The organism is Paracoccus amoyensis (genome assembly GCF_014490725.1).
Taxonomy (GTDB): Bacteria; Pseudomonadota; Alphaproteobacteria; order Rhodobacterales; family Rhodobacteraceae; genus Paracoccus; species Paracoccus amoyensis.
On record NZ_JACOQL010000004.1, the window covers coordinates 289,499 to 314,345 of the forward strand.

Below are 24,847 nucleotides of genomic sequence, written 5' to 3' on the forward strand. Positions count from 1 at the left end.
GCACTCCGATACGGGTTGCGGGGCGGGAATAGCCTCATTCGGCACGGCTCCAATCGGCGACGTTCCACAACTGGCCTTCCCAGCCATTTGCAAGAATGCCGGTAAGGGAATTGGCATGGGCCGAGACCATGCCGCGATGGATCAAGGGCAGGACGAAATTGCCGTCGGCGGTCAGCGTGGCGGTCATTTCCTTGGCGATCTCCTGCCGCTTGGATGCTTCTGCCGTCTGATGCAGCAGGGCCATATTTTCGTCATAGGCCGGATCGCAGAAGCGGATCGAGTTCTGGCCCTGCCACTGGTTTTCGGCGGTCGGAATGCGATCGCAGACGAATTTGTTCAGAAACGATGCCGGGTCGGGAATATAAAAGGCATCGGTGAACATCTGCGCATCGGCATAGAATTTCTGCCGCGTGTCCGGGCTGCCGGCATCGCCGCCGAAAAAAGCCGCATTGTCGATGGTTTTCAGATCAGTGGCGACGCCGATTTCGGACCACCATTGTTTGACCAGCGACTGTTCGTCCTGACGGACCGCATTCACCGTGGTCTGAAACAGCAGGCGCAATTCGACACCGTCTTTCGTGCGAATTCCGTCCGCTCCCTTCGTCCATCCCGCGTCGTCCAGAAGCGCGTTGGCGCCCGCAATATCCTGCTGCAGGCAATCGTTATTGCCGGGATCGTAGGCGGTGGGCATCGGAACGATGGTGCAGGTCGCCATGCCGGATGGGCCATAGGCCAGTTCCGCGATCAACTGCCGGTCAATCGCCATGGATAGCGCCTTGCGCACGGCCGGATCAGCCAGAAATGGGTGCGGACGCGCCATGGTTGACCGCTGGCCTTCGGGCAGGGTGGGGCTTGGGTCGGTCTGGTTCAGTTCGATCCGTTCGACCATCGGCCCGAAAGAGGCGACCAGCACCCCCTTGCCCTGCGCTTCCATCGGGGCGACGATTTCAGGGGCAAGCTGCATGTTCCATGCGAAATCGAACTCTCCCGTTTCCAGCACGGTGCGCGCGGCGGCCATTGCGTCGCCGCCCCCCTTGACGGTCGCCGTGGCGAATGCGGGCTTGTTGGGGTCGCGATAATGGGGGTTGGCCGTGAACTGGACAACATCGCCCGGTTGGAATGCGGTGACGACAAATGGACCCGTGCCGATGGGGCCGAAGTTCTGTTCGGTGCAGCTGGCACCAGCAGCCCCAAGGCAGGATGCAAATTGCGCCTTTTGCAACACCGGGGTGCGCCCACCGATAAAGGCTTGCAAGGGAGGGTATTTCGGTTCCGAGAAATTCAGACGGACGGTGGTGGGGTCCAGCACGTCCACCGATGCGATCCCCTCAAACTCTTGCAACACGGCGCAGCCAAATTCAGGGTCCATGCAGTATTGGGCTGTGAATGCCACGTCTTCGGCGGTGAAAGGGGTCCCATCGGACCATTTCAGATCGGGTTTCAGCCGCCACGTGACCGAGCTGTAATCGGCGGCGATGCCACCATTTTCCAGCGTCGGAATTTCCGCTGCCAGACGCGGTTGGAAGCTGCCATCGGGGGCCACGACCGCCAGCGGCTCGATCACCATTGACGCCGGATCGGTGTCTTTCGCGCCGGTTGACAGATAGGGATTCAGCACCGTGGCGGCCTGCCAATACAATATCCGCAATTCTCCGTCCGTGCCGCGCCCGGCAATCGCAGGGCTGGCGGCAAACAGGGCAAGGACGGAAATCACAGAGCGCTTCAAATTTGGGCCTTTCTGGCGACAATGATCCGGCCCACCTTACGATGGGCCGGACAGGATTGATTATTGCTGGACGCGATGCCAGTCGGCAACGTTCCAGATTTCCGTATCCCATGCGTTCAGTTCGACGCCGCCCAGCGAGTTGGCATGGGCAGACGCGGTGCCGCGATAGATCAGCGGAATGATGGCGTTGCTTTCCTTGGTCAGCATTTCGTTCAGCTTCTGACCGATCCGGCCACGTTCGTCCGGATCAACGGTCTTGTTCAACTCGACCAGCATCTTGTCATAGCCTTCGTCGCAATAGCGGCTGATGTTTTCGCCTTGCCATTGATTGTCCGGGCCGGGGGCCTTGGCACAGGTCCATTTTGCCAGATACGGGGCCGGGTTGCCGCCTTCGAAGTTGTCGGCATACATTTCGACATCAGCATAGAATTTCTGCAGCGTGTCCGGTGAGCCGGGGTCAGAGCCGAAGAAGACCGAGGCATCGACGGTCTTCAACTCGGTCTCGATCCCGATTTCCGACCACCACTGTTTGATCAGCGCCTGAAAATCCTGACGCACCGCGTTGACGCTGGTCTGATAGAGCATCGACAGCCGCACGCCATCCTTGGCGCGAATGCCATCGCCACCTTTGACCCAGCCTGCATCCTCCAGCAGCTTGTTGGCGCCTTCGATGTCTTGCGTCAGACAGTCGGTATTGGGCGAGGCCCACGCCTCGGGTGCCGGAACATAGTTGCACGTCGGCTGACCCGACGCCCCATACCCGATTTCCGTCAGAAGCTGCCGGTCAATCGCCATGGACAGGGCCTGACGCACCGCCGGATCAGACAGGAACGGGTGTGGATGTGCGCGTGTCGAGCGTTCGTCCGCGGGCAGTGACGATGACGGGTCGGTCAGGTTCACATGGATACGTTCGACAAGGCTACCGAATGCGGCCGTGACCTTGCCACGGCCATTCGCCTCCATCCCGGCGATGACGTCGGGGGCAAGTTGCGTGTTCCATGCGTAGTCATATTCGCCCGTTTCCAGAACCGAACGCGCCGCCGCCGCCGCATCGCCGCCGCCCTTGATGGTGGCCGTCGCAAATGCGGGTTTGGCTGCGTCGCGATATTCGGGGTTGGCGTCAAAGGTAATGACGTCATTGGTCAGGAATTTCGTCACCCGATAGGGGCCGGTGCCGATCGGGCCGAAGTTCTGATCGGTGCAGGTCGGCGCATTCGCACCTTTGCAATTCTCAAACTGCGCCTTCTGGATGATCGGAGAGTTCGAGCCGACAAAAGCCGAATAGGGATCGGGCATGGGTTCGGTAAAGGTGATCTTGACGGTCAGATCGTCGACCGCCTCGATGCTTTGCACACCCTCGAATTTCGCAAGCTGCGAACAGCCGCCTTCGGGGTCCATGCAATATTCACCCGAAAAGACGACATCAGCCGATGTCACGGGGGTGCCGTCAGACCATTTCAGCCCTTCCTGAAGCTTCCAGGTGACGGATTTCAGGTCTTCCGCGATGCCGCCATTTTCCAGCGTCGGCACCTCTGCCGCCAGACGGGCATACAACTCTCCCTGCGGGGTCATGCCTGCCAGCGGCTCAAGCGTCATGCTGGAGGCGACCAGTTCCTTGGTGCCGCCCGACAGATAGGGGTTCATTGTCGATGGCGCCTGCCACAGAATCAGGTTCAACGCCCCATCAGCGCCGCGTTCGGCCATGGCCGCAGGCGCCAAGGCAAAGCTGGCCACCGCACCCATCATGATTGTTTTCAGTTTCATTACACTCTCCTGTTGGGAAAAGCCGTGGGGCAGGGTGCGTCTGAAACCCTTATCAGCCGTTGTAGGCCGCGTTCTTTTCATTGTTGCCCCTGTTGTCACGGGATTGATTTTGACGCTTTGCCCCCGCGGAATACGATCAGTTTCAAACAAAGCCTAAAAGAAAAGCAAGTCTTATCGCTGAACGGTGCGCCGCATCTTTCATCTTTGACTTTCCCGGTGGTGCAGATAGCTTGATTTCTAAGCAATGCCGGGGGATGACAGATGCTGGACCAACAGCCGCTTGTTTCTATTGATAAACTTCGTGTCGAGTTTGAAACGAATGATGGTGTTGTCGTTGGCGTCAAGGACATCAGCTTTGCCATAAACCCGGGCGAATGTGTCTGCGTGGTCGGCGAATCCGGTTCGGGCAAGTCGGTCAGTTCGCTGGCGCTGATGCGTCTGGTCGAGTTTGGCGGAGGAGAGATCACCAACGGCCAGTTGCTGTTCGACAAGGGCGACGGCAAAGTCATTGATCTGGCCAAGCAATCGACGCCCGCGATGCGCGACATTCGCGGCAACCAGATCGGCATGATCTTTCAGGAACCGATGACCGCGCTGAACCCGGTTTTCACCGTTGGCGATCAGCTTAGCGAAGGGCTGATGGTCCATCGCGGGATGAACAAACAGCAGGCCCGTGCCCGCGCGCTGGAAATCCTGCAGCAGGTGCGCATCCCCGAACCCGAACGGCGGATGGAGCAATATCCGCACGAGCTGTCGGGCGGCATGCGCCAACGCGTCGTCATCGCCATCGCCATGGCCTGCGAGCCGCGCCTGCTGATCTGTGATGAGCCGACGACCGCGCTGGACGTGACCATTCAGGCCGAAATTCTGGCGCTGATCGACCGCCTGAAGCGGGAAAAACAGATCGCGGTTCTGTTCATTACGCATGACATGGCGGTGGTCGCGCAAATGGCCGATCGCGTGGTTGTCATGTATCGCGGCGACAAGGTGGAAGAAGGCACGGTCGAGGAAATCTTTGAAAACCCCAAGGAAGATTACACCAAGATGCTGTTGGCTGCTGTGCCGCGCTTGGGGGAAATGACGGGCAAGCCTGCGCCGGAACGGATGCGGCTGATGCGCGATGGATCACCGGCCACGGCCGAGCCGATCATTGTCGAAAATCCGACGCCATTGCTGAAGGTTGAAAACCTGACCACCCGCTTTGCGGTCAAGGGCGGCATCCTGCGGCGGACCGTTGCTCGCGTGCATGCGGTTGAAGATGTCTCCTTCACCATCAATGGCGGCGAAACCATGTCGCTGGTGGGTGAATCCGGTTCGGGGAAATCCACCGTCGCGCGGTCGATCCTGCGGCTGGTCGAGCCGGAATCGGGCCAGGTCGATCTGGGCGGCACGGATATTTTGGCCCTGTCGCAGTCGGATCTGCGCAAGGCCCGGCGCGACATGCAGATGATTTTTCAAGATCCCTTTGCCAGCCTTGATCCGCATATGAAGCTGTATGACCAGGTGGCCGAGCCGCTGGAAAATTACGGCATCGGCACCCGCAAGGAACGTCAGGATCGAATCGCCCAGCTGTTTGATCGGGTCGAATTGCCGCGCAGTTTCATGCGCCGCTATCCCCACGAAATGTCGGGCGGTCAGCGGCAGCGGATTGCCATTGCCCGTGCGCTGGCGCTGAATCCGAAGCTGATTGTCGCGGATGAGGCAGTGTCGGCGCTGGATGTCTCGGTTCAGGCGCAGGTGTTGAACCTGTTGATGGAATTGCAGCAGGATATGGGCATATCGATGCTGTTCATCAGCCACGATATGGCGGTGGTTGAACGTGTCAGCCATTATGTCGGGGTGAGTATCTGGGCCGGATCGTGGAACTGGGCACCCGGCAGCAGGTGTTTGAAAACCCGCAGCACAGCTATACAAAGCAGTTGATGTCCGCCGTCCCGGTGGCCGATCCGCGCAACAGGAAGATCAGCGAAGACCTCAGGTTCCGCCCGATCCCGTCGCCGATCCATCCCATCGACTATGTGGCGCCACCCTCGATTTACCGCGAGGTCGCGCCGGGCCATAAGGTGCTGATCGACCCCGTGACCCATTCGTGACGCCGAACCCGCCGATACCGCCGGGCACGGCATCGCACTTCCATGCGCCTTTGCCAGATGCTGCCGATGTGGTCGTCATCGGTGGCGGCATCGCGGGCGTTACGACGGCGCTGTATCTGGCGCGAGACGGGCTGGACGTTGTTTTGTGCGAAAAAGGCGTGATCGCCGGGGAACAATCATCCCGCAACTGGGGATGGGTGCGCGCCCAGGGCAGGGACGAAGCCGAGCTTCCCGTCATGCTGACCGCCCGCCAGCTTTGGAAATCGCTGGCACAGGAATTGGGCGAGGTTCTGGGCCTGACCACCTGCGGTGTCAGCTATCTGGCGGCGGATGATGGCGAGCTGGCCCGCTACGAAAAATGGCTTCCGGTCGCTCGCAAATATGGCTTGGACAGCAAGGTGATGGGTCGGGATGAACTGGCCACCGCCTTGCCGAACAGCGCGGGCTGGGCAGGCGCGTTGGTCACGCCGTCCGATATGCGGGCCGAACCTGCCACCGCCGTGCCCGCAATCGCAAGGCTTGCGATGGCCGAAGGGGTGGCCATCCGCGAAAATTGTGCCGTGCGATCGCTGGATGTGCAGGGCGGCAGGCTGGTCGGAGTCGTCACCGAGCACGGCCCAATCCGCGCCGACCGTGTGTTGTTGGCTGGCGGCGCATGGTCGGGCCTGTTTGCCGGGAATGCAGGTTTGCCGCTGCCGCAGCTTTCTGTCCGCGCAACCGTCGCCGCAACCGAGCCGTTGCCGGATTTCTGGTTCGGGGCTGCTGCCGATGCCAGGTTCGCATTTCGGCGTCGTGCGGATGGCGGCTATACCCTGGCCCCCGGAACCGAGCATGATTTCTGGATCGGTCCTGCCGCTTTTCGCAACATTCGTTACTATATGCCGCAGCTGCGCCGCGATTTGTCACAGACGCGCCTGCAATGGCTGGCCCCGCGTGGCTATCCGGATGCATGGGGCACGCCGCGCGGCTGGTCGCCCGATCAAGCAACCCCGTTCGAGGCGATGCGCATGCTAAGCCCCGACCCGAATCCCGCACGCCTGAAAAAGCTGCAAGATGACTTTGCTGCGGCCTTTCCGCAGATTGGCCGTCCGAAAATCCGCGCCGCTTGGGCCGGGATGATCGACACCATGCCCGATCAGGTTCCGGTTTTGGATGAGACCACGCTGCCGGGATTTTTCATTGCCACGGGCCTGTCCGGGCATGGCTTTGGCATCGGTCCGGGTGTGGGACATGTCATGTCCCGGATGCTGCAGGCCAAGGATACCGGCCATGATCTGACCCGTTTCCGCTTTCTGCGTTTTCAGGACGGAACGCCCATCCGGCTGGGCCCTGCGTTGTGAAAGTCTGCTGGCTCTCTTGGGGTGCGATCCCCCTTTACCTGACCGCCGGGTAGGTCTTAACCTTACCCAAGAAGGAGACCTCTCATGCCAGTCAAGAACCGTTTTGCCGAGCTGCTGCCAGAAATCACCGCGTGGCGCCGCGATTTCCATGAACATCCCGAGCTGCTGTATGACGTCCATCGCACCGCCGGTCGTGTCGCCGATCTGCTGCGCGAATTCGGCTGTGATGAGGTTGTCGAAGGAATCGGGCAAACTGGCGTGATCGGCGTGATCAAGGGCAAGACCAATACCCGTGACCGCACGATTGGCCTGCGCGCCGATATGGATGCGCTGCCGATCATCGAACAGACCGGTCTGGATTACGCATCGAAAACGCCGGGAAAGATGCACGCCTGCGGCCATGATGGCCATACGGCAATGCTGCTGGGCGCGGCCAAATATCTGGCCGAGACGCGCAATTTCGATGGCACCGCCGTCGTGATTTTCCAGCCCGCCGAAGAGGGCGGAGCTGGCGGGGAAGCGATGATCAAGGATGGCATCGTTGATCGTTGGGGCATCGATGAATTCTATGGCATGCACAATATGCCGGGTATTCCGGTAGGAAGTTTTGCGATCAAACCGGGACCGATGATGGCGGCAGCCGATCAGTTCGACATCACCGTGACCGGCAAGGGCGGCCATGCGGCCAAGCCGCATGAATGTATCGACACGACCCTGACCGCCGCTCAGATCATCGTCGCGCTGCAATCCATCGTGTCGCGCAATATCGACCCGTTGAAGAACGCGGTGGTGTCCGTCTGCACGGTCGCGACGGATTCAACCGCGCATAACGTGATCCCGCAGGTGGTCAAGCTGAAGGGCACGGCGCGCAGTCTTGACCCCGCCGTTCGGGCGCAACTGGAAGAAGGCATCAAGCGCGTCGCAACCAACATGGCGACGGCAATGGGCGCCAGGGCGGATGTGCAATATGATCGCGGTTATCCCGTGACCATGAATAACGACGCGGCCACCGAATGGGCTGCCGATGTGGCGCGCAGTATTGCGGGCGATATCGACATGGACATGCAGCCGATGATGGGCGGCGAAGATTTCAGCTATATGCTGAACGAACGTCCCGGTGCCTATATCTGGGTCGGGAATGGCGACACGGCGATGGTCCACCACCCGGCCTATAATTTCAACGATGACGCAATTCCGGCTGGTTCAAGCTGGTATGCCGGCATGGTCGAGGCGCGCCTGCCTGCGGCCTGACGGGGCAGAAGGTCGCACCGGCACCCGGCGGTGTCGGAAACGGAATATTCAAGACCCGGCAACCGGATGAAATGCGTAAACGGGGCGGAGTATTCCGTCCCGTTCTGATATCAAGGGGACGAACGGCACCATGAACAGCTACACCTTGCGCGTTACCTGCGCCTCGACCCGTGGGATTGTCGCGGCAATTTCAGGGTTTCTGGCGCAACACGACTGCAACATCACCGACAGCGCGCAATTTGACGATGCGGCGACGGGTCGTTTTTTCATGCGTGTCAGCTTTCGTTCTGAAGGGGATGCGACGCTGGCGCAGCTGCGCCGCGATGTCGTCGCAGTCGCCAAGCCCTTTGATATGGATGTCGAAATCACCGACGATTCCGAAAAGAAGAAAGTGCTGATCATGGTGTCGCGCTTTGGGCATTGCCTGAACGATCTGCTGTATCGCTGGCAGATCGGGGCGCTGCCGATTGATATCGTCGGCGTGATCTCAAACCATTACGACTATCAGAAGGTGGTGGTGAACCACGACATCCCGTTCCACATGATTCGCGTCACCGCCGAGAACAAGGCCGAGGCCGAAGCTCGCCAGATGGAGATCATCCGCGACACTGGCGCCCAACTGATCGTGCTGGCGCGCTATATGCAGGTGCTGTCGGATCAGATGTGCCGCGAAATGTCGGGGCGGATCATCAACATCCACCACTCATTCCTGCCCAGCTTCAAAGGGGCCAACCCCTATAAGCAAGCCTATGAGCGGGGGGTGAAACTGATCGGCGCAACGTCGCATTATGTCACCAGCGATCTGGACGAAGGCCCGATCATCGAACAGGATACGGTGCGTGTCACCCATGCCCAAAGTCCGGGCGATTATGTCTCGTTGGGCCGGGACGTTGAAAGTCAGGTTCTGTCGCGCGCCGTGCACGCCCATATCCACGGCCGGGTTTTTCAGAACGGTGCCAAGACGATCGTCTTTCCGGCATCACCGGGCAGCTATGTGTCGGAACGCATGGGATAACAGACCGAGACACTGCCCGTGCCTACGATGCCGCCCGTCCAGCCGAGAGTCGCCGGATAATAGCGTGCAGGCTTCGGGCGGCGGCACTGTCAGAAAACCGGTCCCTGTAGATACGCTGAGCGTTCGCGGCCAGCTTCTCACGGGCTGTTTCGTCACGCCACAGATTGCCGATGGCAGATGACATGTCATGCACATCGCCAGGCTCCACCAGAATGCCGTTCTTCTGATGCTCGATATACCCGTCCGTGCCCGGACAGTTGGTTGCAATGACCGGAACCCCAAGCTGCATGGCGTTCAGAAAGGTGATCTGCCCGGATGCAGTTTGATCATTTTCGATTGGCGTGACCGAAATACGTGCACGAGCAAGAAGCTGATGGCATTGTGTCTCGGATAAGTTGGACATGAACCTTACATAGGTGCTTTTGGGCAAACGCCTGACGTCATCTTCCCGGGTGACAATTATGGTTGGAATATTCAGCCGGTCGGCTGCCTTGATCAGCAGCGCATAATCGCGTTTCGCTGACCCCATGGCGATCATATATGGGTCTTTGGTATCTTCCTTGCGCTGAATTTCAAGCGCCCCGCGCTGCAACGGAATAAAGTGCACACGACTTTCCGGAACAGAGAGGTATTCGGCGTAACTTTTAACCTCTTGCGGGGAATGAACGATATAGCAATCGATTTCCTTCGCGGTCAGACGCGCCAATCTTTGACGCGCACCCGGGCGTAACTCGCCCAGGTTGTAATTATATGCGATCAGGATCGTTTTGTGCCGGCTGATTTTCTTCCACAATGCAGCACACATCGCCAACTGCGGGAAGCAAGTGACAATCCCGGCCGGGCGTTTTTTGATCGCCTGACGACTGTGCAGAAGATGCGTCCACCATTCTGAAACAGATGTCAGTTTACTTCTACGTTGATGCCAGCTTTGGGGCTTTCTGGGCGGGGCAATTTTCTTGAAAGCGAGGGATGGATCAATGATGAAATCATCCAGCCAACGATCTTGTCGATTCTTGAAGAAGGGGGCTACAATCAGCCATTTGCTTGACGAACGATCGGCCATGAACAGGTCCTGGCTACAAAAAATCAACAGATCTGCACTCTATCACTATTTTGGAAATGCTGACAAAGGCGCTATTTGGTAAAACTGTCGAAAAAGACAGGCTGTCCTGCAGCTGACAAACACCCCCTGCAGCCGCGCAGGAGGTCACGTCGATAGCCCTGACTGCTCAGCCTGCATCAATAAAGGCGGATATGATGCCGCGGTTCTGACCACTAAACTGGTCCATCAAAAAGCCCCGCGATGCGGGGCTTCAAGATGATCGAAGGGGGCCGGGTTACTGCGGAATTGTCGCTGTGATGCCTTCGACGAAGAAGTTCATCCCTGCCAGTTCTTCATCCGTCGCTGTTTGACCCTCGGCCAGCCATGCGCTGCCGTCTGCCTTGTTCAACGGGCCGGTGAAGGGGTGGTATTCGCCGGAGGCGATCTTTTCTTTCAGGGCCTCGGCTTCGGCTTTCACCTCGGCCGGAACGGCTTCGGTGATCTCGCCGATCTCAACCTCACCGTCGCCAATGCCGGCCCATGTGGCCTTGCTTTCCCAGGTCCCGTCCAGAACCGCACCGACGCGCTCGATGTAATAGGGGGCCCAGTTGTCGATGATTGCGGACACGCGCGGGCTGGGCTTGAAGGCGGCCATGTCGCTGGCCTGACCAAAGCCGATGGCGCCCGCCTCTTGCGCCTTGGCAAGTGGCGCGGTGGAATCGGTGTGCTGCAAGATCACGTCCACGCCTTCGGCGATCAGGGCCGATGCGGCGTCCGCCTCTTTCGCCGGATCGAACCAGCTGTAGGCCCAGACGACCTTCATTTCGACATCCGGGTTAACCTTCTTGGCGTGAATGTAGCTGCTGTTGATGCCCTGAATAACCTCGGGGATCGGGAAGCTGCCGATATAGCCGATCTTGTTCGATTCCGTCATCCGGCCTGCAATGGTGCCCATCACGGCGCGGCCTTCGTAGAAGCGGGCGTCATAGGTCGCAACGTTGTCAGCACGCTTATAGCCGGTTGCGTGTTCGAACTTCACGTCGGGGAATTTCTGCGCGACGTTGATGGTCGCGTCCATGAAGCCAAAGCTGGTGGTGAAGATCAGCTTGTTGCCCGCCAGCGCCAGTTGGGTAATCGCGCGTTCGGCATCGGCACCTTCTGGCACGCTTTCGATGAAGGTGGTTTCGACACGGTCGCCGAACTCTGCCTCGACCGCCTGACGGCCTTGGTCGTGCTGATAGGTCCAGCCACCATCGCCCACCGGGCCGACATAGATGAAGCCGACTTTCAGCGGCTCTTCCTGCGCCAGGGCGGGCAGGGCCAGCGACATGGCCGATAATGCGGCGGCGCTGGCCAAAAGGGTTCTGCGTTTCATGGATACTCTCCTGTTGGGTGGGTTGGTAAGGCCGCGTTTTATCGCAGCACGTGGAAATTCTGGCCCAAAGAGCCGGGTGCAGCCCCGCCTGCGCGATGGCTGAATTTCTGCCGGGCCGAGATCAGGACAAGGACGATGATCGTCGCAAGATAGGGTGCCATCGACAGCAGTTGCACGGGAACCGAAACGCCCGCGGCCTGCAATCGCAACTGCAGCACGGTGACCCCGCCAAACAGCCATGCGCCGGCCAGCACGCCCAAAGCGGTCCAGTTGGAAAAGACCACAATTGCCAGCGCGATCCAGCCGGCACCTGCCGTCATGCCCTCGGTCCATTGCAGCACGATCGAGATCGAGATGAAGGCCCCGCCGATACCGGCCATTGCCCCGCCAAACGCGATCGCGGCGATGCGAACCCGCCGGACGTTATAGCCAAGCGCATCGGCCGCATCGTGGTTTTCACCAACACCGCGCAGGATCAGGCCGGCGCGACTGCGGTTCAGAAACCACCATATCAGCGGCACCATCAGCAGGCCCAGCCAGACGATCCAGTTGATTCTCAGCGGACCGATGGGCATGGGTGGCGCCTTGATCCCCTCGAGCGGTTTGCCAAACAGCGCCGCAAGGCCCAGCCCGAACAGCGTCAGGGCAAGGCCGGAAGCGACCTGATTGGCCAGCAGGAACTGGGTCAGGATGGCGAACAGCATAGCGACGGATGCCCCGGCCAACGCGGCGACCGCGAATCCGATGAAGGGATTCCCGGTGGCGTGGGCGGCTGCAAAGCCTGCCAGCGCGCCGGTGATCATCATACCCTCGACGCCAAGGTTCAACACGCCTGCGCGTTCCACCACCAATTCGCCAAGCGCGGCGAACAGGATCGGTGTTGCGGCGGCCAGAAGCAGCAAGAAGACGGAAATCGGATCGATCATGCCAACACCCTGCGTTCAACGCGAAACCGTGTCAGCAAATCAAACCCCAGCAGGAAAAACAGCAACATCCCTTGAAATACCTGCACGGTGGCGGCGGGCAGTTGCAGGGTCAGCTGTGCCAATTCACCGCCGATATAGGTCAGGGCCAGCAGCAATCCGGCCAACAGGATGCCCAGCGGATGCAGACGCCCCAGAAAGGCCACGATGATCGCCGTAAAGCCATAGCCCGAACCAAGGCTGTCGGTGATCTGGCCTGCGGGGCCTGCGACCTCGAACAGCCCGGCCATGCCGGCCAGCGCACCCGACAGGCCAAGGCAAAAGGCGACCAGCGCTTCGGGTTTTACCCCCGCAAAACGTGCGGCACGGGGCGCAAGACCGGCGGTGCGGATATGAAAGCCGCGAATGTGGCGGCTGAACAGGAACCATGTCGCAAGCACCGCAATTGCCGCCGCAACCACACCCCAATGTGCACCGGTTCCGTCGATCAGTTCGGGATTCGCGGCCGAGGGATATTGTGTCAGGTTGCGCGATCCGGGCATGCCAAAGCCTTCCGGGTTACGCATCGGGCCAAAGGCCATCCATGCCGCAACCTTCTGTGCGACATAGACCAGCATCAGCGAGACAAGGATTTCGGACGCGCCGAACCAATTGCGCAGCATGGCGGGGATCATGCCCCATGCCCAGCCGCCAAGCGCACCCGCAAAGACCATCGCCGGGAAGATCCACATGCCCTCGGCCGGGTAGACCGCCAATGCGACGGCGGCCCCGGTGATGCCGCCGATGATATACTGCCCCTCGGCGCCGATATTCCAGATACCGGCGCGAAAGCCGATGGCCAGACCTGACGCGATCAGAATCAACGGGGCCGCCTTGACCAGCAGTTGCGGGCGGGAATATCCGGCTGCCGGGCCGAACAGCGGATCCCAGAAAATCGTGCGGATGGCGGCGACCGGATCATAACCCATGATCGCGAACAGGGCGCCGCCTGTGATCATGGTGGCCAAGACCGCCAGAATCGGCGTCGCGATCTGCCAGGGCAGGGATGTTTCGGTGCGGGGAACAAGGCGCATCATATGCTTGCGACCTCCATCCCGTGGGCGCCGCCCAGCATCAGGCCGATCTCGTCCAGGGTCAGCCCCTCGGTTGGGCGGGGCGCGGACAGGCGCCCTTCGTTCAGGGCGCAAAAGCGATCCGATAGTTCCAAAAGCTCATCCAGATCCTGAGAGATGACGATGACGCCCGCGCCCGCGCGGGCAAGGTCCAGCAGGGCTTGACGCACGGCGGCGGCGGCCCCCGCATCCACGCCCCATGTCGGCTGGTTCACGACCAGCACACGCGGGGTTTGCAGAACCTCGCGGCCGATGACGAATTTTTGCAGGTTGCCGCCGGACAATGCGCGGGCGGCCGTGCCGGGACCCGGGGTGCGCACGTCGAAATCCTTGATGACCTGTTCGGCATAGGATTTCGCGGCTTTGTGGTCGATCAGACCGTTGCGGACCAATTCCTTGCGCGTGCCAGCGGTCAGCAAAGTGTTTTCAGTCAGGCTGAAATCGGGCACGGCGGCATGGCCCAGACGGTCCTCTGGCGCGGTCAGCAGCCCGGCTTTGCGGCGTTGTTCGGGGCTTGCCGCGCCCAATGGCTTTCCATCCAGCGTCACGGCAGCAGCGGCACTGCGCATTTCGCCGGATAGCGCGGCCAGCAATTCTTCTTGCCCGTTGCCCGCGACGCCACCGATCCCCAGGATTTCACCCGCCCGCAGAGAGAGTGAGACGTTTTTCAGCGCCGTCCCTTCACCCGTTGGAACGGGCAGTGACAGGTCGTTTACCTGCAACAGAACGTCGCCCGCCTGACGGCCGGTCCGGTCGATCAGTCGCATTTCACCGCCAACCATCATCGCGGCCAGTTCGCGGGCCGAATGGGCACGCGGATTGCAACTGTCCACCACCTTGCCGCCACGCAGGATCGTGGCGCGGTCGCAATGGGCGCGGATTTCCTCAAGTTTGTGGCTGATATACAGGATCGCGGTTCCCTGATCGGCCAGTTTGCGCAGCGTGGCGAACAGCAGTTCGGCCTCTTGCGGGGTCAGGACACTGGTTGGTTCGTCCATGATCAGCAGGCGCGGGTTCTGCAACAGGCAGCGAATGATCTCGACCCGCTGGCGTTCGCCCGCGGACAGGGTTGCGATGCGGCGGGAGGGGTTCAGCGGCAGTCCGAATTCGTGGCTGACCGTTGTAATTCGGGCGGCCAACTCGCGACGCGGCGGCGGGTGTTCCATGCCAAGGGCGATATTTTCGGCCACGGTCAATGCGTCGAACAGCGAAAAATGCTGAAACACCATCGCAACACCCGATGCCCGCGCCTCTCGCGGATCCGTTGGGTGATGCGGCTGACCGTTCAGGGCCATTTGCCCTTGATCCGGGCGGACAAGCCCATAGATCATTTTGACCAGTGTGGATTTCCCTGCACCGTTTTCCCCCAGAAGGGCGTGAATCTCGCCTTGCAGGACAGCAAATGAGACATCGTCATTGGCGCGCACGCCGGGATAGGATTTTCCAATCCCGTCAGCCCGGAAAACTTCGGCCCGGAAAGCTTCGGCCCGGACAACTTCGGGTTGCGTCAAACTTGTCTCCCTGTTTTCTTTTTATATCTGCATATCGCGCTATGCCCAGTTCGGGCAATTGCACTGTTTAGGCAGGGTGCGATACTGTTTCATCATGTCAGCAAAGTCTCCTCGATTCATCCATCTTCGCACACATTCCGAGCATTCCTTGCTGGAAGGTGCCATTCCTGTAGGCAAATTGCCCGCTTTGGCGGCAGATGCCGGTATGCCGGCAGTCGCCCTGACGGATACCAATGCCATGTTCGCGGCGCTGGAATTCAGCGTAAAGGCAATGGACAAGGGCGTGCAGCCGATCATCGGTTGTCAGATCACGCTAGAGGCAGGGGAAACCGGCCCAGTCGTGCTGCTGGCGCAAAATCAGGCAGGCTGGCTGAACCTGATGGCGTTGTCGTCCTGCCTGTATCTGCGCAGCGATGCTTCGCTGCCCCATATCACGCTGGACGAACTGACGGAGCGGGCCGAAGGGTTGATCTGTCTGACCGGTGGTGCCCTTGGCCCGTTGGGGCAGATGATTGCCAAAGGCCGCGCGGGCGATGCGGCGGCGCTTGCCGACACGCTGAAAGCCGCATTCCCGACGCGCCTTTATGTCGAATTACAGCGCCATCCGGGCGAAAATGGCAGGCTGATGCAGGCCGAAGCTGCCTCGGAGGCTGGTCTGATCGAATTGGCTTATGCCAAGGAACTGCCGTTGGTTGCCACCAATGATGTCTATTTCCCCAAGCCCGATATGTATGAGGCGCATGATGCGCTTATCTGCATCGCGGAAAAGGCCTATGTCGATCAGCAGCAGCCGCGTCGTCGCCTGACGCCGCAGCATCATTTCAAATCGCCCGAAGAAATGGCAGTGCTGTTCGCCGATCTGCCCGAGGCGCTGGAAAACACGGTCGAGATCGCCAAACGATGCGCCTTTGCCGTCAGCAAGCATAAGCCGATCCTGCCCCGCTTTGCCGATGATGAGGTCGAAGAATTGCGGCGTCAGGCCAATCAGGGGTTGGCCGACCGTCTGAAGGTCATTCCCCACGCCGTCAGCGTCGAGGAATACGAGAAGCGGCTGGAATTCGAGCTGGGCATCATCGAGCAGATGGGTTTTCCCGGCTATTTCCTGATCGTCGCCGATTTCATCAAATGGGCCAAGGATCAGGGTATCCCGGTGGGTCCGGGGCGCGGTTCGGGGGCAGGGTCGCTGGTGGCCTATGCACTGACCATCACCGATCTTGACCCGCTGCGCTATTCGCTGCTGTTCGAACGCTTCCTGAACCCGGAACGGGTCAGCATGCCGGACTTCGACATCGACTTCTGCATGGATCGCCGGGAAGAGGTGATCCAGTATGTGCAGGGCAAATATGGCCGCGACAAGGTTGGCCAGATCATCACGTTCGGTGCGCTTCTGTCCAAGGCGGCTGTTCGCGATGTGGGCCGGGTGCTGCAATTGCCCTTCGGTCAGGTGGACCGCCTGTCCAAGATGATCCCGGTCGAAGGGGTGAAGCCCGTCAGCATCACCAAGGCCCGCGCGGATGAACCGCGCTTGCGCGAGGCTGCCAAGGAAGAGGTCGTCGCACGCCTGCTGGATTACGCCGAGAAGTTGGAGGGGTTATATCGCAACGCCTCGACCCACGCGGCAGGGGTGGTGATCGGGGACCGTCCGCTGGACCGGCTGGTGCCGCTGTATCGCGATCCGGCATCGGATATGCCGGCCACGCAGTTCAACATGAAATGGGTCGAACAGGCCGGGCTGGTGAAATTCGACTTTCTGGGCCTGAAGACCCTGACCGTCATCCAGAACGCTGTCGATCTGATCAATGGCGGCGGGCGCCCCCTGCATGTCGCGGCGGATGGGCGCCAGCTTTACGATCCACCGGACGGGGCCGAGAACGAAATCAACGCCATCCCGCTGGACGACAAGGCCAGCTATGATTTGTTCGCGGCTGCCCGCACGGTCGCTGTGTTCCAGGTGGAAAGTTCGGGCATGATGGATGCACTGCGGCGCATGCGACCGACCTGCATCGAGGACATCGTGGCGCTGGTCGCCCTCTATCGACCCGGCCCGATGGAGAACATCCCGACCTATTGCGAGGTCAAGAATGGTGTCCGCGATCTGGAATCGCTCCATCCCAGTATTGACCATATCCTGGCAGAAACGCAGGGCATCATCGTGTATCAGGAACAGGTGATGCAGATCGCGCAAGAGATGGCGGGCTATTCGCTTGGCGGGGCCGACCTGTTGCGACGCGCCATGGGCAAGAAGATCGCCGCCGAAATGGCCAAAGAGCGGCCGAAATTCGTCGATGGCTCGGTCGCGAATGGCGTCGATGCCAAGAAGGCGGGCGAGGTTTTCGACCTGCTGGAAAAATTTGCCAATTACGGCTTCAATAAATCCCACGCGGCAGCCTATGCGGTCGTCAGCTATCAAACGGCGTGGTTGAAGGCGAACCAGCCGGTCGAATTCATGGCCGCAGTGATGAATTGCGATATCCACCTGACCGACAAGCTGGCCGTCTACAAGCGCGAGGTCGATCGCATGGGGATCGAGATCGTGCCCCCCTGCGTCAACCGCTCCGCGCCGAAATTCACCGTGAAGGACGGGCGCATTCACTATGCGCTTGGGGCTTTGAAAGGGGTTGGTCTTGATGCGATGCGCCTGATCCACGAGGCACGCGGCGATCAACCGTTCCAGAATATCAACGATTTCGCCCGCCGCGTGGATATGAAACGCGTCGGCAAACGTCCCTTGGAAATGCTGGCGCGGGCAGGGGCCTTCGATGTGCTGGACGACAATCGATCACGGGTGCTGAAATCGCTGGACGCGCTTGTCGCATGGTCGGCGGCGGTGCAGGATCAGGCGGCATCGTCGCAATCCAGCCTGTTTGGCGGCGGAGAGGATCTGCCCCCGCCGCGTGCCGCAATCGGGCCTGTCTGGTTGCCGACCGAAAAGCTGGGCGAGGAACACCGCGCCATCGGCTTTTACCTGTCGGGGCATCCGATCGATGACTATCTGCCGGCGCTGCGCCGCAAGAAGGTGCAGACGCTGGCGGAAATCAGTGCCGAGGCTGAAAGCGGGCCACTGGTCACCAGCATCGCGGGCACCGTGTCCGCGCGGCAGGAACGCAAATCCGCCAAGGGCACGCAATACGCCTTTGTCAGCCTGTCCGATCCAACCGGGCTTTATGAGGTTACGGTGTTTTCGGACCTGCTGAATGCCGCGCGCGACAAGCTGGAGCCGGGGCAGAATGTCGTTTTGCAGGTCAAGGTCGAACCGTCAGGCGATCAGGTGAAGATGCTGGCGAATTCGGTGACGCTGCTGGAAGACGCGGTTGCCGATGCCGGCGCAGGCTGTCTGGCAGTAGAGATGCACGGCGCCGACACGATTCCGCGTCTGGCCGAGACATTGGCGCGGATCAAGACCGACATCACGGCATCATCCCGCAGCCGTGGCCCGGTGTTGTTGCGTATCCGCGAAGGCGATGAGGTGATCGAGATCGAAGTCGCCGATGACGCCCCCCTGACCACACCCGCCCGTCAGGCGCTCCGCGCTGTGCCCGGCGTTCTGGACGTGGTCGAGGAATGACAAAGGCCGGGGATAATCCGGCCTCTTTCATTCTGCATCCATTCAGAAATGATTTTCGCGTTTTGGCCGATCGGAATCCTGGTCCATATCCATCAGGCTTTGTTCCGCCGAATCGCCATAAGTGGCCCAGTGCATATCGGGACCGGGATCGGGCAGGTCTTCGGCCCTCCATGTCAGGTGGATGTTCGTCTTGGCGATCATCAGGCCGGTGATCGGCGCCGTCAGGAACAGGAAAATCACGATCAGCAACTCGTGCCAGCTTGCATGTTCGCCAAAGAAGCCGAACCACAGAACCGAGGCCAGCAAAACACCACCGACGCCGAGCGTCGCCGCCTTGGTCGGGGCGTGCAGGCGGGTCATCTGATCAGGCAATTTGACCAGCCCGAACGATCCGATCAGCCCAAACAGGCCCCCGATGACCAGGAACGCGGTAATCACGATTTCTAAGATTAACTCCATCATCCCCTCCGTTATTCGATCACATCGCCGCGCAGCAGGAATTTGGCATAGGCCACGGTCGAGATGAAACCGACCATGGCGAACAGCAACATGATCTCGAAATACATCGACGTATTGAACGTAACGCCGAACAGCCCGATCAGCGCGATGAAATTGATCGACATGGTATCCAACGCCAAAATCCGATCGCCGACACCGGGGCCGACAATGATGCGATAGACACAGAAAAGCTGCGCAATACCAAAGCACGAGAGGGCGAAATACAGCGCATACAGGATCATTCGAAAATCTCCTTCAGGCGGGCTTCATAGCGGGTCTTGATATCTATGATCACCTCTTCGGGTTCGGGCGCGTGCAGGCAGTGGATCAGCAGCGCGTGACCGTCCTGCGACAGATCGGCGGTGACGGTGCCGGGCGTCAGGGTGATGGTTGACGCCAGCACGGTGATCGCCTCGGGCGAGCGGATATCCAGGGGAACGGTGATCCAGGCGGGCTGCAGTCGATGGTTGGGCTTGAACAGCACGATCCTCGCGACCTGCACGTTGGCGACCACGATATCCTTGATCACCAGCAGCACATAGGCGGGGATCTTGCCAGGCCTCCGCAGGCGGGCGCGGTCGGGCCAGTAGGGTTCGGTCAGGGCCGGAATGGCGATGGCAATGATGATCGCAAAGACAAGCGATCCCCATGAAAAGCGATTGACCAGCAACATCCAGGTAAGGACCAGCGCGGCAGACAGATAGGGATGCGGAAACAGGCGACGGATCATTTCGTGTCCTCCTGCTGCATCAGGACCGATTCAATATAGGGCTGCGGGTCTGTCAGCTGATTTGCCGTGTCCCGCAGATACTCGGTGACCGGTCCGGCAAAGATGGCCAGCAGCGCAGTTCCGGCCAGCAGCGCCCCGGTGGATGCAAATGCCAGCCAGGGTGCTGCCGAATCGTCGACATCCTGAATGGGTTCGTCTGTTTCCAGCTTCACCGGGATCGGGCCGGGTTTCGGGCGCTGCCCCTCGTCCGTGTCGTTGCCGGGATCGGGGTCAAGCTCGTGCGATTTCCAGAACAGCAGCGAACCGGCGCGGCTGAAACCGATGATCGCGATGACCGACGTGGCCAGGATTGTGGTCCAGATGCCAATGCGCCACGGATCTGTCCAGGTCGCGTCAAGGATCAACAGCTTGCCGATAAAGCCCGACAGGGGCGGCAGGCCAGCGGTCGCGATGGCCGCCAGAAAGAACAGGACTGAAACCGCCCCGGTGTTGCGGATCGTCGGGCGCAGACGCAGCCAGTGATCGCCGCCACGCCGGGCGCAGATCATATCCACCACAAGGAACAATGCCGCCCCGGCCAGCGTCGAATGGATCATATAGTACAGCCCAGCGGTCAGGCCGGCCGTGTTGAAATGCGCCAACGGAATCAACAGCGTGCCAATGGACGCGATGGACGCGAAGGCGGCCATTCGGGTCACGCTGCGCGTGCCCAGAACGCCAATCTGGCCCAGCGTCAGGGTGATCAGCGCGGCCGGCAGGATCAGATCGCTGGCAATCGTCTCGACCACCGAATCGTTTGGAAAGACCAACGTGAAGAAGCGCACGATGGCATAAACGCCGACTTTCGACATAATCGCGAACAGCGCGGCCACAGGGCCGGGCGCGTTGGCATAGGTCGAGGGCAGCCAGAAATGCAGCGGCACGATGGCGGCCTTGACCGCAAAGACCAGCAGCAGCAGCACCGCGCCGGTGCGCAGCAGAGCGGTATCATCGGGCGGCATCATGGCGACACGGGCCGCCATGTCGGCCATGTTCAGCGTTCCGGTGGATGCGTAAAGCGTGCCAAGCGCGGCCAGAAACAGTGCCGACCCGGCAAGGTTATAACTGATATACTGCACACCTGCGCGCAGGCGCATCGGGCCGCCGCCATGGATCACCAGGCCATAGCTGGCAATCAGCAGCACTTCGAAGAACACGAACAGGTTGAAGGCGTCGCCCGTCAGAAATGCGCCGTTCAAGCCCATCAGCTGGAACATCCAAAGCGCGTGAAAGTGCCAACCCTTGCGATCCCAGCCAGAGCCTATTGCGTAAAGCTGAACCACGACCGCCAGCACGGCGGTCAGCAACAGCATCAGCGCCGCCAGACGATCCAACATCAGCACGATGCCAAAGGGCGCGGACCAGTTGCCAAGGCGATAGACATAGATGTCGCCACTGATCGCGTCGTGATGCAGGATCAGCGCGACGCCAAGGATCAGCAAGCTGCTGACGATGCCAAACACCCGCTGCAACAGCAGATCGTGGCGCATCCACAGAACCATCAGCGAACCCATCAAGGCCGGAAGAAGAACCGGAGCAATCAGCCAGTGGGTCATGCAGTCTCTTCCTCGATCTTCTTGGTGTCTTCGACGGTTTTCAGCGGCGGCATCTCTCGGTCGTCTTGTGGCATGTTGATGTGGTCATCGCCCCCTTCGATAAACGCCCCAAGCGACATCATCACCACGACAGCGGTCATCCCGAAACCGATGACGATGGCGGTCAGAACCAGCGCCTGCGGGATCGGATCGGTATACATCGTGACATCGACGGCCTCGCCAGATCCTTGAAGGATCGGGGGACGGTTCACGACAAGACGACCGCTGACGAACAGAAAGGCGTTGATCGCATAGGTCATCATGGTCATGCCGAGGATCACCGCAAAGGTGCGCAGGCGCAGGATCAGATAGATCGCTGCGGCCATCATGGCACCGATGGCGGATGCTACAAGAATCTCCATCAGTGCGCTCCTTTCGATTGTTCGTCACTCAGGTCGATATCCATCGGCTTGCGGTTGACGGTGCTGCCTGCGTGCCGTGCGATGCGGCTCAGCGAGTTCAGCATCAGCATCACCGCGCCGACCACACACAGAAACACGCCAAGATCAAAACCCATGGCGGTTGCCAGCTCGAATTTTTCAAGGAAGGGTAGCTTTACATAACCAAAGGCCGAGGTCAGGAAGGGTTTGGCCACGAACCACGCGCCGATCCCGGTCACACCGGCGGCCACGACGCCCGCGCCGATCAGGACGTGATAGGGGATATAGCGGCGTTCCTGTGCCCAAGCATAGCCCGAGGCCATATATTGCATCACCAGCGCAATCGACACGACCAGACCGGCGACAAAGCCGCCGCCCGGAAGGTTGTGGCCGCGCAGGAAAATATACAGCCCGACGACCAGTGAAATCGGCAGCAGCACACGCGTGATGATCACCAGCATCAGCGGGTGGCGGTCGCCCGCACGCGATTGCGTGTGTTTCCAGTTCCGCAGGCGTTTGGATGAATTGCCCTGCAACAGGGTCTGGGTCAGGGCAAAGATGGCCAGTGCGGCAATGCCCAGCACGGTGATCTCACCAAAGGTATCATAGCCGCGGAAATCTACCAGAATGACGTTGACGACGTTAGTGCCGCCGCCGCCCTTGTAGCTGTTTTCAAGCATGTAACCAGAGATGCTGGGCAGAGTGAAATCACCGCGCAGAATCACATAGGTCAAGGCACCAAACGCCACCCCGCCCAACGTGGCGATGAAAGCGTCCCAGCTGCGGCGGACGACAGGCGTTTCAACCGCTGTCCGCTTGGGCAGGAAGTTCAGTGCCAGAAGCAGCAGGACAACCGTCACCACCTCGACCGAGGCTTGTGTCAGCGCAAGATCGGGGGCCGAGAAATAGGCGAAAAAGGCCGAAGTCATCAGCCCGACGATGCTGATCAGGATCAGCGCCAGAACACGAATTCTGTGGAACGTGACCATGCACGCGGTTGCGGTCAGGATCAGCAGCCAGTTGATGAACGGCACCGGATAAATTGGCAGCATTGGTCGATCTGCCGGACCGGGATGGCCCGAAAACCACGCCAATGCGCCACAAAAGATCGTGGCCAGCGTGAAGGCGGCCAACGCGCGCGGCATGGAGCCGGTGTTCAGATTGTCGGTAATCGCACGGGCGCCGCGAACAAGGAAAAGCACGGCGGCGTCAAAGATCGACTTCGCCTCGGGACGCGGGGCGGCGTTCCATGCTGCCAGCAGCGGCCGGTGCTGGATAACCAGCATGGCGCCGCCGATGGTGGCGATGATCGACATGATAACGGCGGCATTCATGCCGTGCCACAGCGACAGATGGGCATGTTGTGCCACGCCGGTGGTCGCCGTCGCGGACGCATCAACCAGCCAGCCTGCCATGGTGTTCGGGAACAGGCCGATCAGGATGACAAGCACGACCAGAAGGCCGGGGCCAAACCACATGCCAAAGCCCGGATCATGCGGCTTGTGCGGGTAATCGTTGCGCACCGGGCCGAAAAAGACCTGAAAGATCAAGCGAAACGAATAGCCAACCGAAAACAGCGCCGCGATGGTCGCGATGACCATGAAGGCTTGCCGGGCATGTTCCACATGGGTGGTTTCATACAGCATCATTTCTTTCGAGATGAAGCCGTTCAGCGGCGGAATGCCGGCCATCGACAGTGCTGCGATGGTGCCAATGGCAAAGGTAATGGGCATCAGTTTACGTAACCCGCCCAAACGCGCGATGGATCGTGTTCCGGCTTCGTGGTCGATGATGCCAGCGGTCATGAACAGCGCGGCCTTGAAGGTCGCGTGGTTGATGATGTGGAACATGGCGGCAATCGCCGCGGCTTCGGTGCCAAAGCCCAGCAGCATCGTGACCAGGCCCAGATGGCTGACGGTCGAAAACGCCAGCACGGCTTTCAGGTCGTCCTTGAACAGCGCAATGAATGCGCCGACCAGCATGGTGATCAAACCCGTGACCGAAACAATCCAGAACCATTCGGGCGTTCCCGACAGCACCGGCCACAGTCGCGCCATCAGGAACAGGCCTGCTTTCACCATCGTTGCGCTGTGCAGATAGGCCGAAACCGGGGTCGGCGCAGCCATCGCGTGGGGCAACCAGAAGTGGAATGGAAATTGCGCCGATTTCGTGAATGCGCCGATCAGGATCAGGATCAATGCAGGCAGGTAATACGGGCTGGCCTGAATAGCCTCTTTCGCCTGAAGAATGCCACTGATGTCATAGCTGCCCGCGATATTGCCCAGAATCAGCATCCCCGCGATCATCGCAAGGCCACCCATGCCCGTCACCGTCAGGGCCATTCGCGCCCCCTGACGGCCAGCAGGCAGGTGCCGCCAATAGCCGATCAGCAGGAACGAAGAAAGCGACGTCAATTCCCAGAAAATGAGCAAAAGCAGGATGTTGTCGGACAGGACGATGCCCATCATCGCGCCCTGAAACAGCATCAGATAGGTGTAGAACTTGCCGATCGGATCCTGGCGCGACAGATAGAAGCGCGCAAAAATAATGATCAGCAGCCCAATTCCCAGAATGAGGATTCCAAACAGCAGAGACAGCCCGTCGATGCGGAAATTCGCGTTCAGCTGAATCAGCGGAAGCCATTCGATATGGGCGGTAATCACCTCTCCATTCAGGATGGCGGGGGTGTGAAGCACCAGTCCCAGAAGCGCCAGAAACGTCGTGGTTCCGCAGGCGGTCGCCGCGACATCACGCCCCGAACGGATCAAAAGCCCCGGCAGAAGCGCACCGATGAATGGCAACATGGCTATCAGGACTGGTGACATTCGACCTCGATCCGTTGGACTTATTCTGGTTTTGCTTGCTCTTTGTGTTTCTGTTCACGCCAC

At 60.1% G+C, this 24,847-nt stretch carries 17 protein-coding genes and 1 pseudogene; 5 read left to right on the forward strand and 13 right to left on the reverse strand.

Features of this window, described 5'->3' with window-relative positions:
- Positions 1–34 precede the first annotated feature (34 nt).
- Complete coding sequence (locus H4P12_RS13945; protein WP_187794274.1) at positions 35–1,726, reverse strand: peptide ABC transporter substrate-binding protein; 1,692 nt, start codon at positions 1,724–1,726, stop codon at positions 35–37.
- Between the two features lie 60 nt (positions 1,727–1,786).
- Entirely contained in the window at positions 1,787–3,490 is a 1,704-nt protein-coding gene (locus H4P12_RS13950; RefSeq protein WP_187794275.1) for a peptide ABC transporter substrate-binding protein, read from the reverse strand.
- A 261-nt stretch (positions 3,491–3,751) separates the two neighbouring features.
- Between H4P12_RS13950 and H4P12_RS13955 the strand changes: the two are divergent.
- The 4 genes and pseudogenes from H4P12_RS13955 to purU all read left to right on the forward strand — a co-directional run bounded on the left by H4P12_RS13955 (position 3,752) and on the right by purU (position 9,189).
- Positions 3,752–5,583, forward strand: a pseudogene (locus tag H4P12_RS13955) (ABC transporter ATP-binding protein).
- Positions 5,580–6,923 carry an NAD(P)/FAD-dependent oxidoreductase gene (locus H4P12_RS13960; RefSeq protein WP_343069834.1) on the forward strand — a complete coding sequence of 448 codons (1,344 nt, stop codon included), beginning with the start codon at positions 5,580–5,582 and terminating at the stop codon, positions 6,921–6,923. The pseudogene H4P12_RS13955 and the gene H4P12_RS13960 overlap by 4 nt, the downstream one beginning before the upstream one ends.
- Before the next feature lie 84 nt (positions 6,924–7,007).
- The gene (locus tag H4P12_RS13965; protein WP_187794276.1) at positions 7,008–8,174 is read left to right on the forward strand and encodes a M20 aminoacylase family protein; all 1,167 of its coding nucleotides are present in this window, start codon (positions 7,008–7,010) and stop codon (positions 8,172–8,174) included.
- Between the two features lie 130 nt (positions 8,175–8,304).
- Positions 8,305–9,189 carry a formyltetrahydrofolate deformylase gene (gene purU / locus H4P12_RS13970; protein WP_187794277.1) on the forward strand — a complete coding sequence of 295 codons (885 nt, stop codon included), beginning with the start codon at positions 8,305–8,307 and terminating at the stop codon, positions 9,187–9,189.
- Between the two features lie 22 nt (positions 9,190–9,211).
- On the opposite strand, the gene H4P12_RS13975 is transcribed toward purU, so the two are convergent.
- From H4P12_RS13975 to H4P12_RS13995, 5 genes are all read right to left on the reverse strand, one after another.
- Positions 9,212–10,252, reverse strand: a complete 1,041-nt coding sequence (locus H4P12_RS13975; RefSeq protein ID WP_187794278.1) for a glycosyltransferase family 4 protein — start codon at positions 10,250–10,252, stop codon at positions 9,212–9,214.
- Positions 10,253–10,526: 274 nt separating this feature from the next.
- Positions 10,527–11,606, reverse strand: coding sequence for a BMP family ABC transporter substrate-binding protein (locus tag H4P12_RS13980; protein ID WP_187794279.1), 1,080 nt, complete (start codon positions 11,604–11,606; stop codon positions 10,527–10,529).
- A gap of 38 nt (positions 11,607–11,644) precedes the next feature.
- On the reverse strand, positions 11,645–12,532 hold the full coding sequence (locus tag H4P12_RS13985; RefSeq protein ID WP_187794280.1) for an ABC transporter permease: 888 nt from the start codon (positions 12,530–12,532) through the stop codon (positions 11,645–11,647).
- A complete protein-coding gene (locus H4P12_RS13990) occupies positions 12,529–13,605 on the reverse strand; it encodes an ABC transporter permease (RefSeq protein ID WP_187794281.1) in 1,077 nt (358 codons plus the stop codon). Before H4P12_RS13990 ends, H4P12_RS13985 begins: the two co-directional genes overlap by 4 nt.
- Positions 13,602–15,152 (reverse strand): ABC transporter ATP-binding protein, encoded by a 1,551-nt coding sequence (locus H4P12_RS13995; protein ID WP_223115815.1) that lies wholly within the window; start codon positions 15,150–15,152, stop codon positions 13,602–13,604. Before H4P12_RS13995 ends, H4P12_RS13990 begins: the two co-directional genes overlap by 4 nt.
- A gap of 94 nt (positions 15,153–15,246) precedes the next feature.
- Between H4P12_RS13995 and dnaE the strand changes: the two genes are divergently transcribed.
- Positions 15,247–18,717 carry a DNA polymerase III subunit alpha gene (gene dnaE, locus H4P12_RS14000; protein WP_187794282.1) on the forward strand — a complete coding sequence of 1,157 codons (3,471 nt, stop codon included), beginning with the start codon at positions 15,247–15,249 and terminating at the stop codon, positions 18,715–18,717.
- Positions 18,718–18,759: 42 nt separating this feature from the next.
- Here dnaE and H4P12_RS14005 read toward each other — a convergent pair whose 3' ends face one another.
- Genes H4P12_RS14005 through H4P12_RS14030 form a run of 6 tightly spaced genes read right to left on the reverse strand, consistent with a single transcriptional unit; the run spans position 18,760 to position 24,784 of the window.
- Positions 18,760–19,176, reverse strand: coding sequence for a Na+/H+ antiporter subunit G (locus tag H4P12_RS14005; RefSeq protein WP_187794283.1), 417 nt, complete (start codon positions 19,174–19,176; stop codon positions 18,760–18,762).
- An 11-nt stretch (positions 19,177–19,187) separates the two neighbouring features.
- Positions 19,188–19,457: a K+/H+ antiporter subunit F gene (locus H4P12_RS14010; protein ID WP_187794284.1), complete on the reverse strand. Its 270-nt coding sequence runs from the start codon at positions 19,455–19,457 to the stop codon at positions 19,188–19,190.
- On the reverse strand, positions 19,454–19,945 hold the full coding sequence (locus H4P12_RS14015; RefSeq protein ID WP_187794285.1) for a Na+/H+ antiporter subunit E: 492 nt from the start codon (positions 19,943–19,945) through the stop codon (positions 19,454–19,456). Before H4P12_RS14015 ends, H4P12_RS14010 begins: the two co-directional genes overlap by 4 nt.
- Complete coding sequence (locus tag H4P12_RS14020; protein ID WP_187794286.1) at positions 19,942–21,540, reverse strand: monovalent cation/H+ antiporter subunit D; 1,599 nt, start codon at positions 21,538–21,540, stop codon at positions 19,942–19,944. The genes H4P12_RS14015 and H4P12_RS14020 overlap by 4 nt, the downstream gene beginning before the upstream one ends.
- On the reverse strand, positions 21,537–21,941 hold the full coding sequence (locus H4P12_RS14025) for a Na+/H+ antiporter subunit C (protein WP_187794287.1): 405 nt from the start codon (positions 21,939–21,941) through the stop codon (positions 21,537–21,539). Before H4P12_RS14025 ends, H4P12_RS14020 begins: the two co-directional genes overlap by 4 nt.
- A complete protein-coding gene (locus H4P12_RS14030) occupies positions 21,941–24,784 on the reverse strand; it encodes a monovalent cation/H+ antiporter subunit A (protein ID WP_187794288.1) in 2,844 nt (947 codons plus the stop codon). Before H4P12_RS14030 ends, H4P12_RS14025 begins: the two co-directional genes overlap by 1 nt.
- Positions 24,785–24,847: the final 63 nt, after the last annotated feature.

What these genes read in the sequence shown, in the direction of transcription:
- H4P12_RS13950 (WP_187794275.1), bottom strand. Translation starts at nt 3,490, where the DNA reads ATGAAACTGAAAACAATCATGATGGGTGCGGTGGCCAGCTTTGCCTTG.
- H4P12_RS13965 (WP_187794276.1), top strand. Translation starts at nt 7,008, where the DNA reads ATGCCAGTCAAGAACCGTTTTGCCGAGCTGCTGCCAGAAATCACCGCG.
- purU (WP_187794277.1), top strand. Translation starts at nt 8,305, where the DNA reads ATGAACAGCTACACCTTGCGCGTTACCTGCGCCTCGACCCGTGGGATT.
- H4P12_RS13975 (WP_187794278.1), bottom strand. Translation starts at nt 10,252, where the DNA reads ATGGCCGATCGTTCGTCAAGCAAATGGCTGATTGTAGCCCCCTTCTTC.
- H4P12_RS13980 (WP_187794279.1), bottom strand. Translation starts at nt 11,606, where the DNA reads ATGAAACGCAGAACCCTTTTGGCCAGCGCCGCCGCATTATCGGCCATG.
- H4P12_RS13985 (WP_187794280.1), bottom strand. Translation starts at nt 12,532, where the DNA reads ATGATCGATCCGATTTCCGTCTTCTTGCTGCTTCTGGCCGCCGCAACA.
- H4P12_RS13990 (WP_187794281.1), bottom strand. Translation starts at nt 13,605, where the DNA reads ATGATGCGCCTTGTTCCCCGCACCGAAACATCCCTGCCCTGGCAGATC.
- dnaE (WP_187794282.1), top strand. Translation starts at nt 15,247, where the DNA reads ATGTCAGCAAAGTCTCCTCGATTCATCCATCTTCGCACACATTCCGAG.
- H4P12_RS14005 (WP_187794283.1), bottom strand. Translation starts at nt 19,176, where the DNA reads ATGGAGTTAATCTTAGAAATCGTGATTACCGCGTTCCTGGTCATCGGG.
- H4P12_RS14010 (WP_187794284.1), bottom strand. Translation starts at nt 19,457, where the DNA reads ATGATCCTGTATGCGCTGTATTTCGCCCTCTCGTGCTTTGGTATTGCG.
- H4P12_RS14015 (WP_187794285.1), bottom strand. Translation starts at nt 19,945, where the DNA reads ATGATCCGTCGCCTGTTTCCGCATCCCTATCTGTCTGCCGCGCTGGTC.
- H4P12_RS14020 (WP_187794286.1), bottom strand. Translation starts at nt 21,540, where the DNA reads ATGACCCACTGGCTGATTGCTCCGGTTCTTCTTCCGGCCTTGATGGGT.
- H4P12_RS14025 (WP_187794287.1), bottom strand. Translation starts at nt 21,941, where the DNA reads ATGGAGATTCTTGTAGCATCCGCCATCGGTGCCATGATGGCCGCAGCG.
- H4P12_RS14030 (WP_187794288.1), bottom strand. Translation starts at nt 24,784, where the DNA reads ATGTCACCAGTCCTGATAGCCATGTTGCCATTCATCGGTGCGCTTCTG.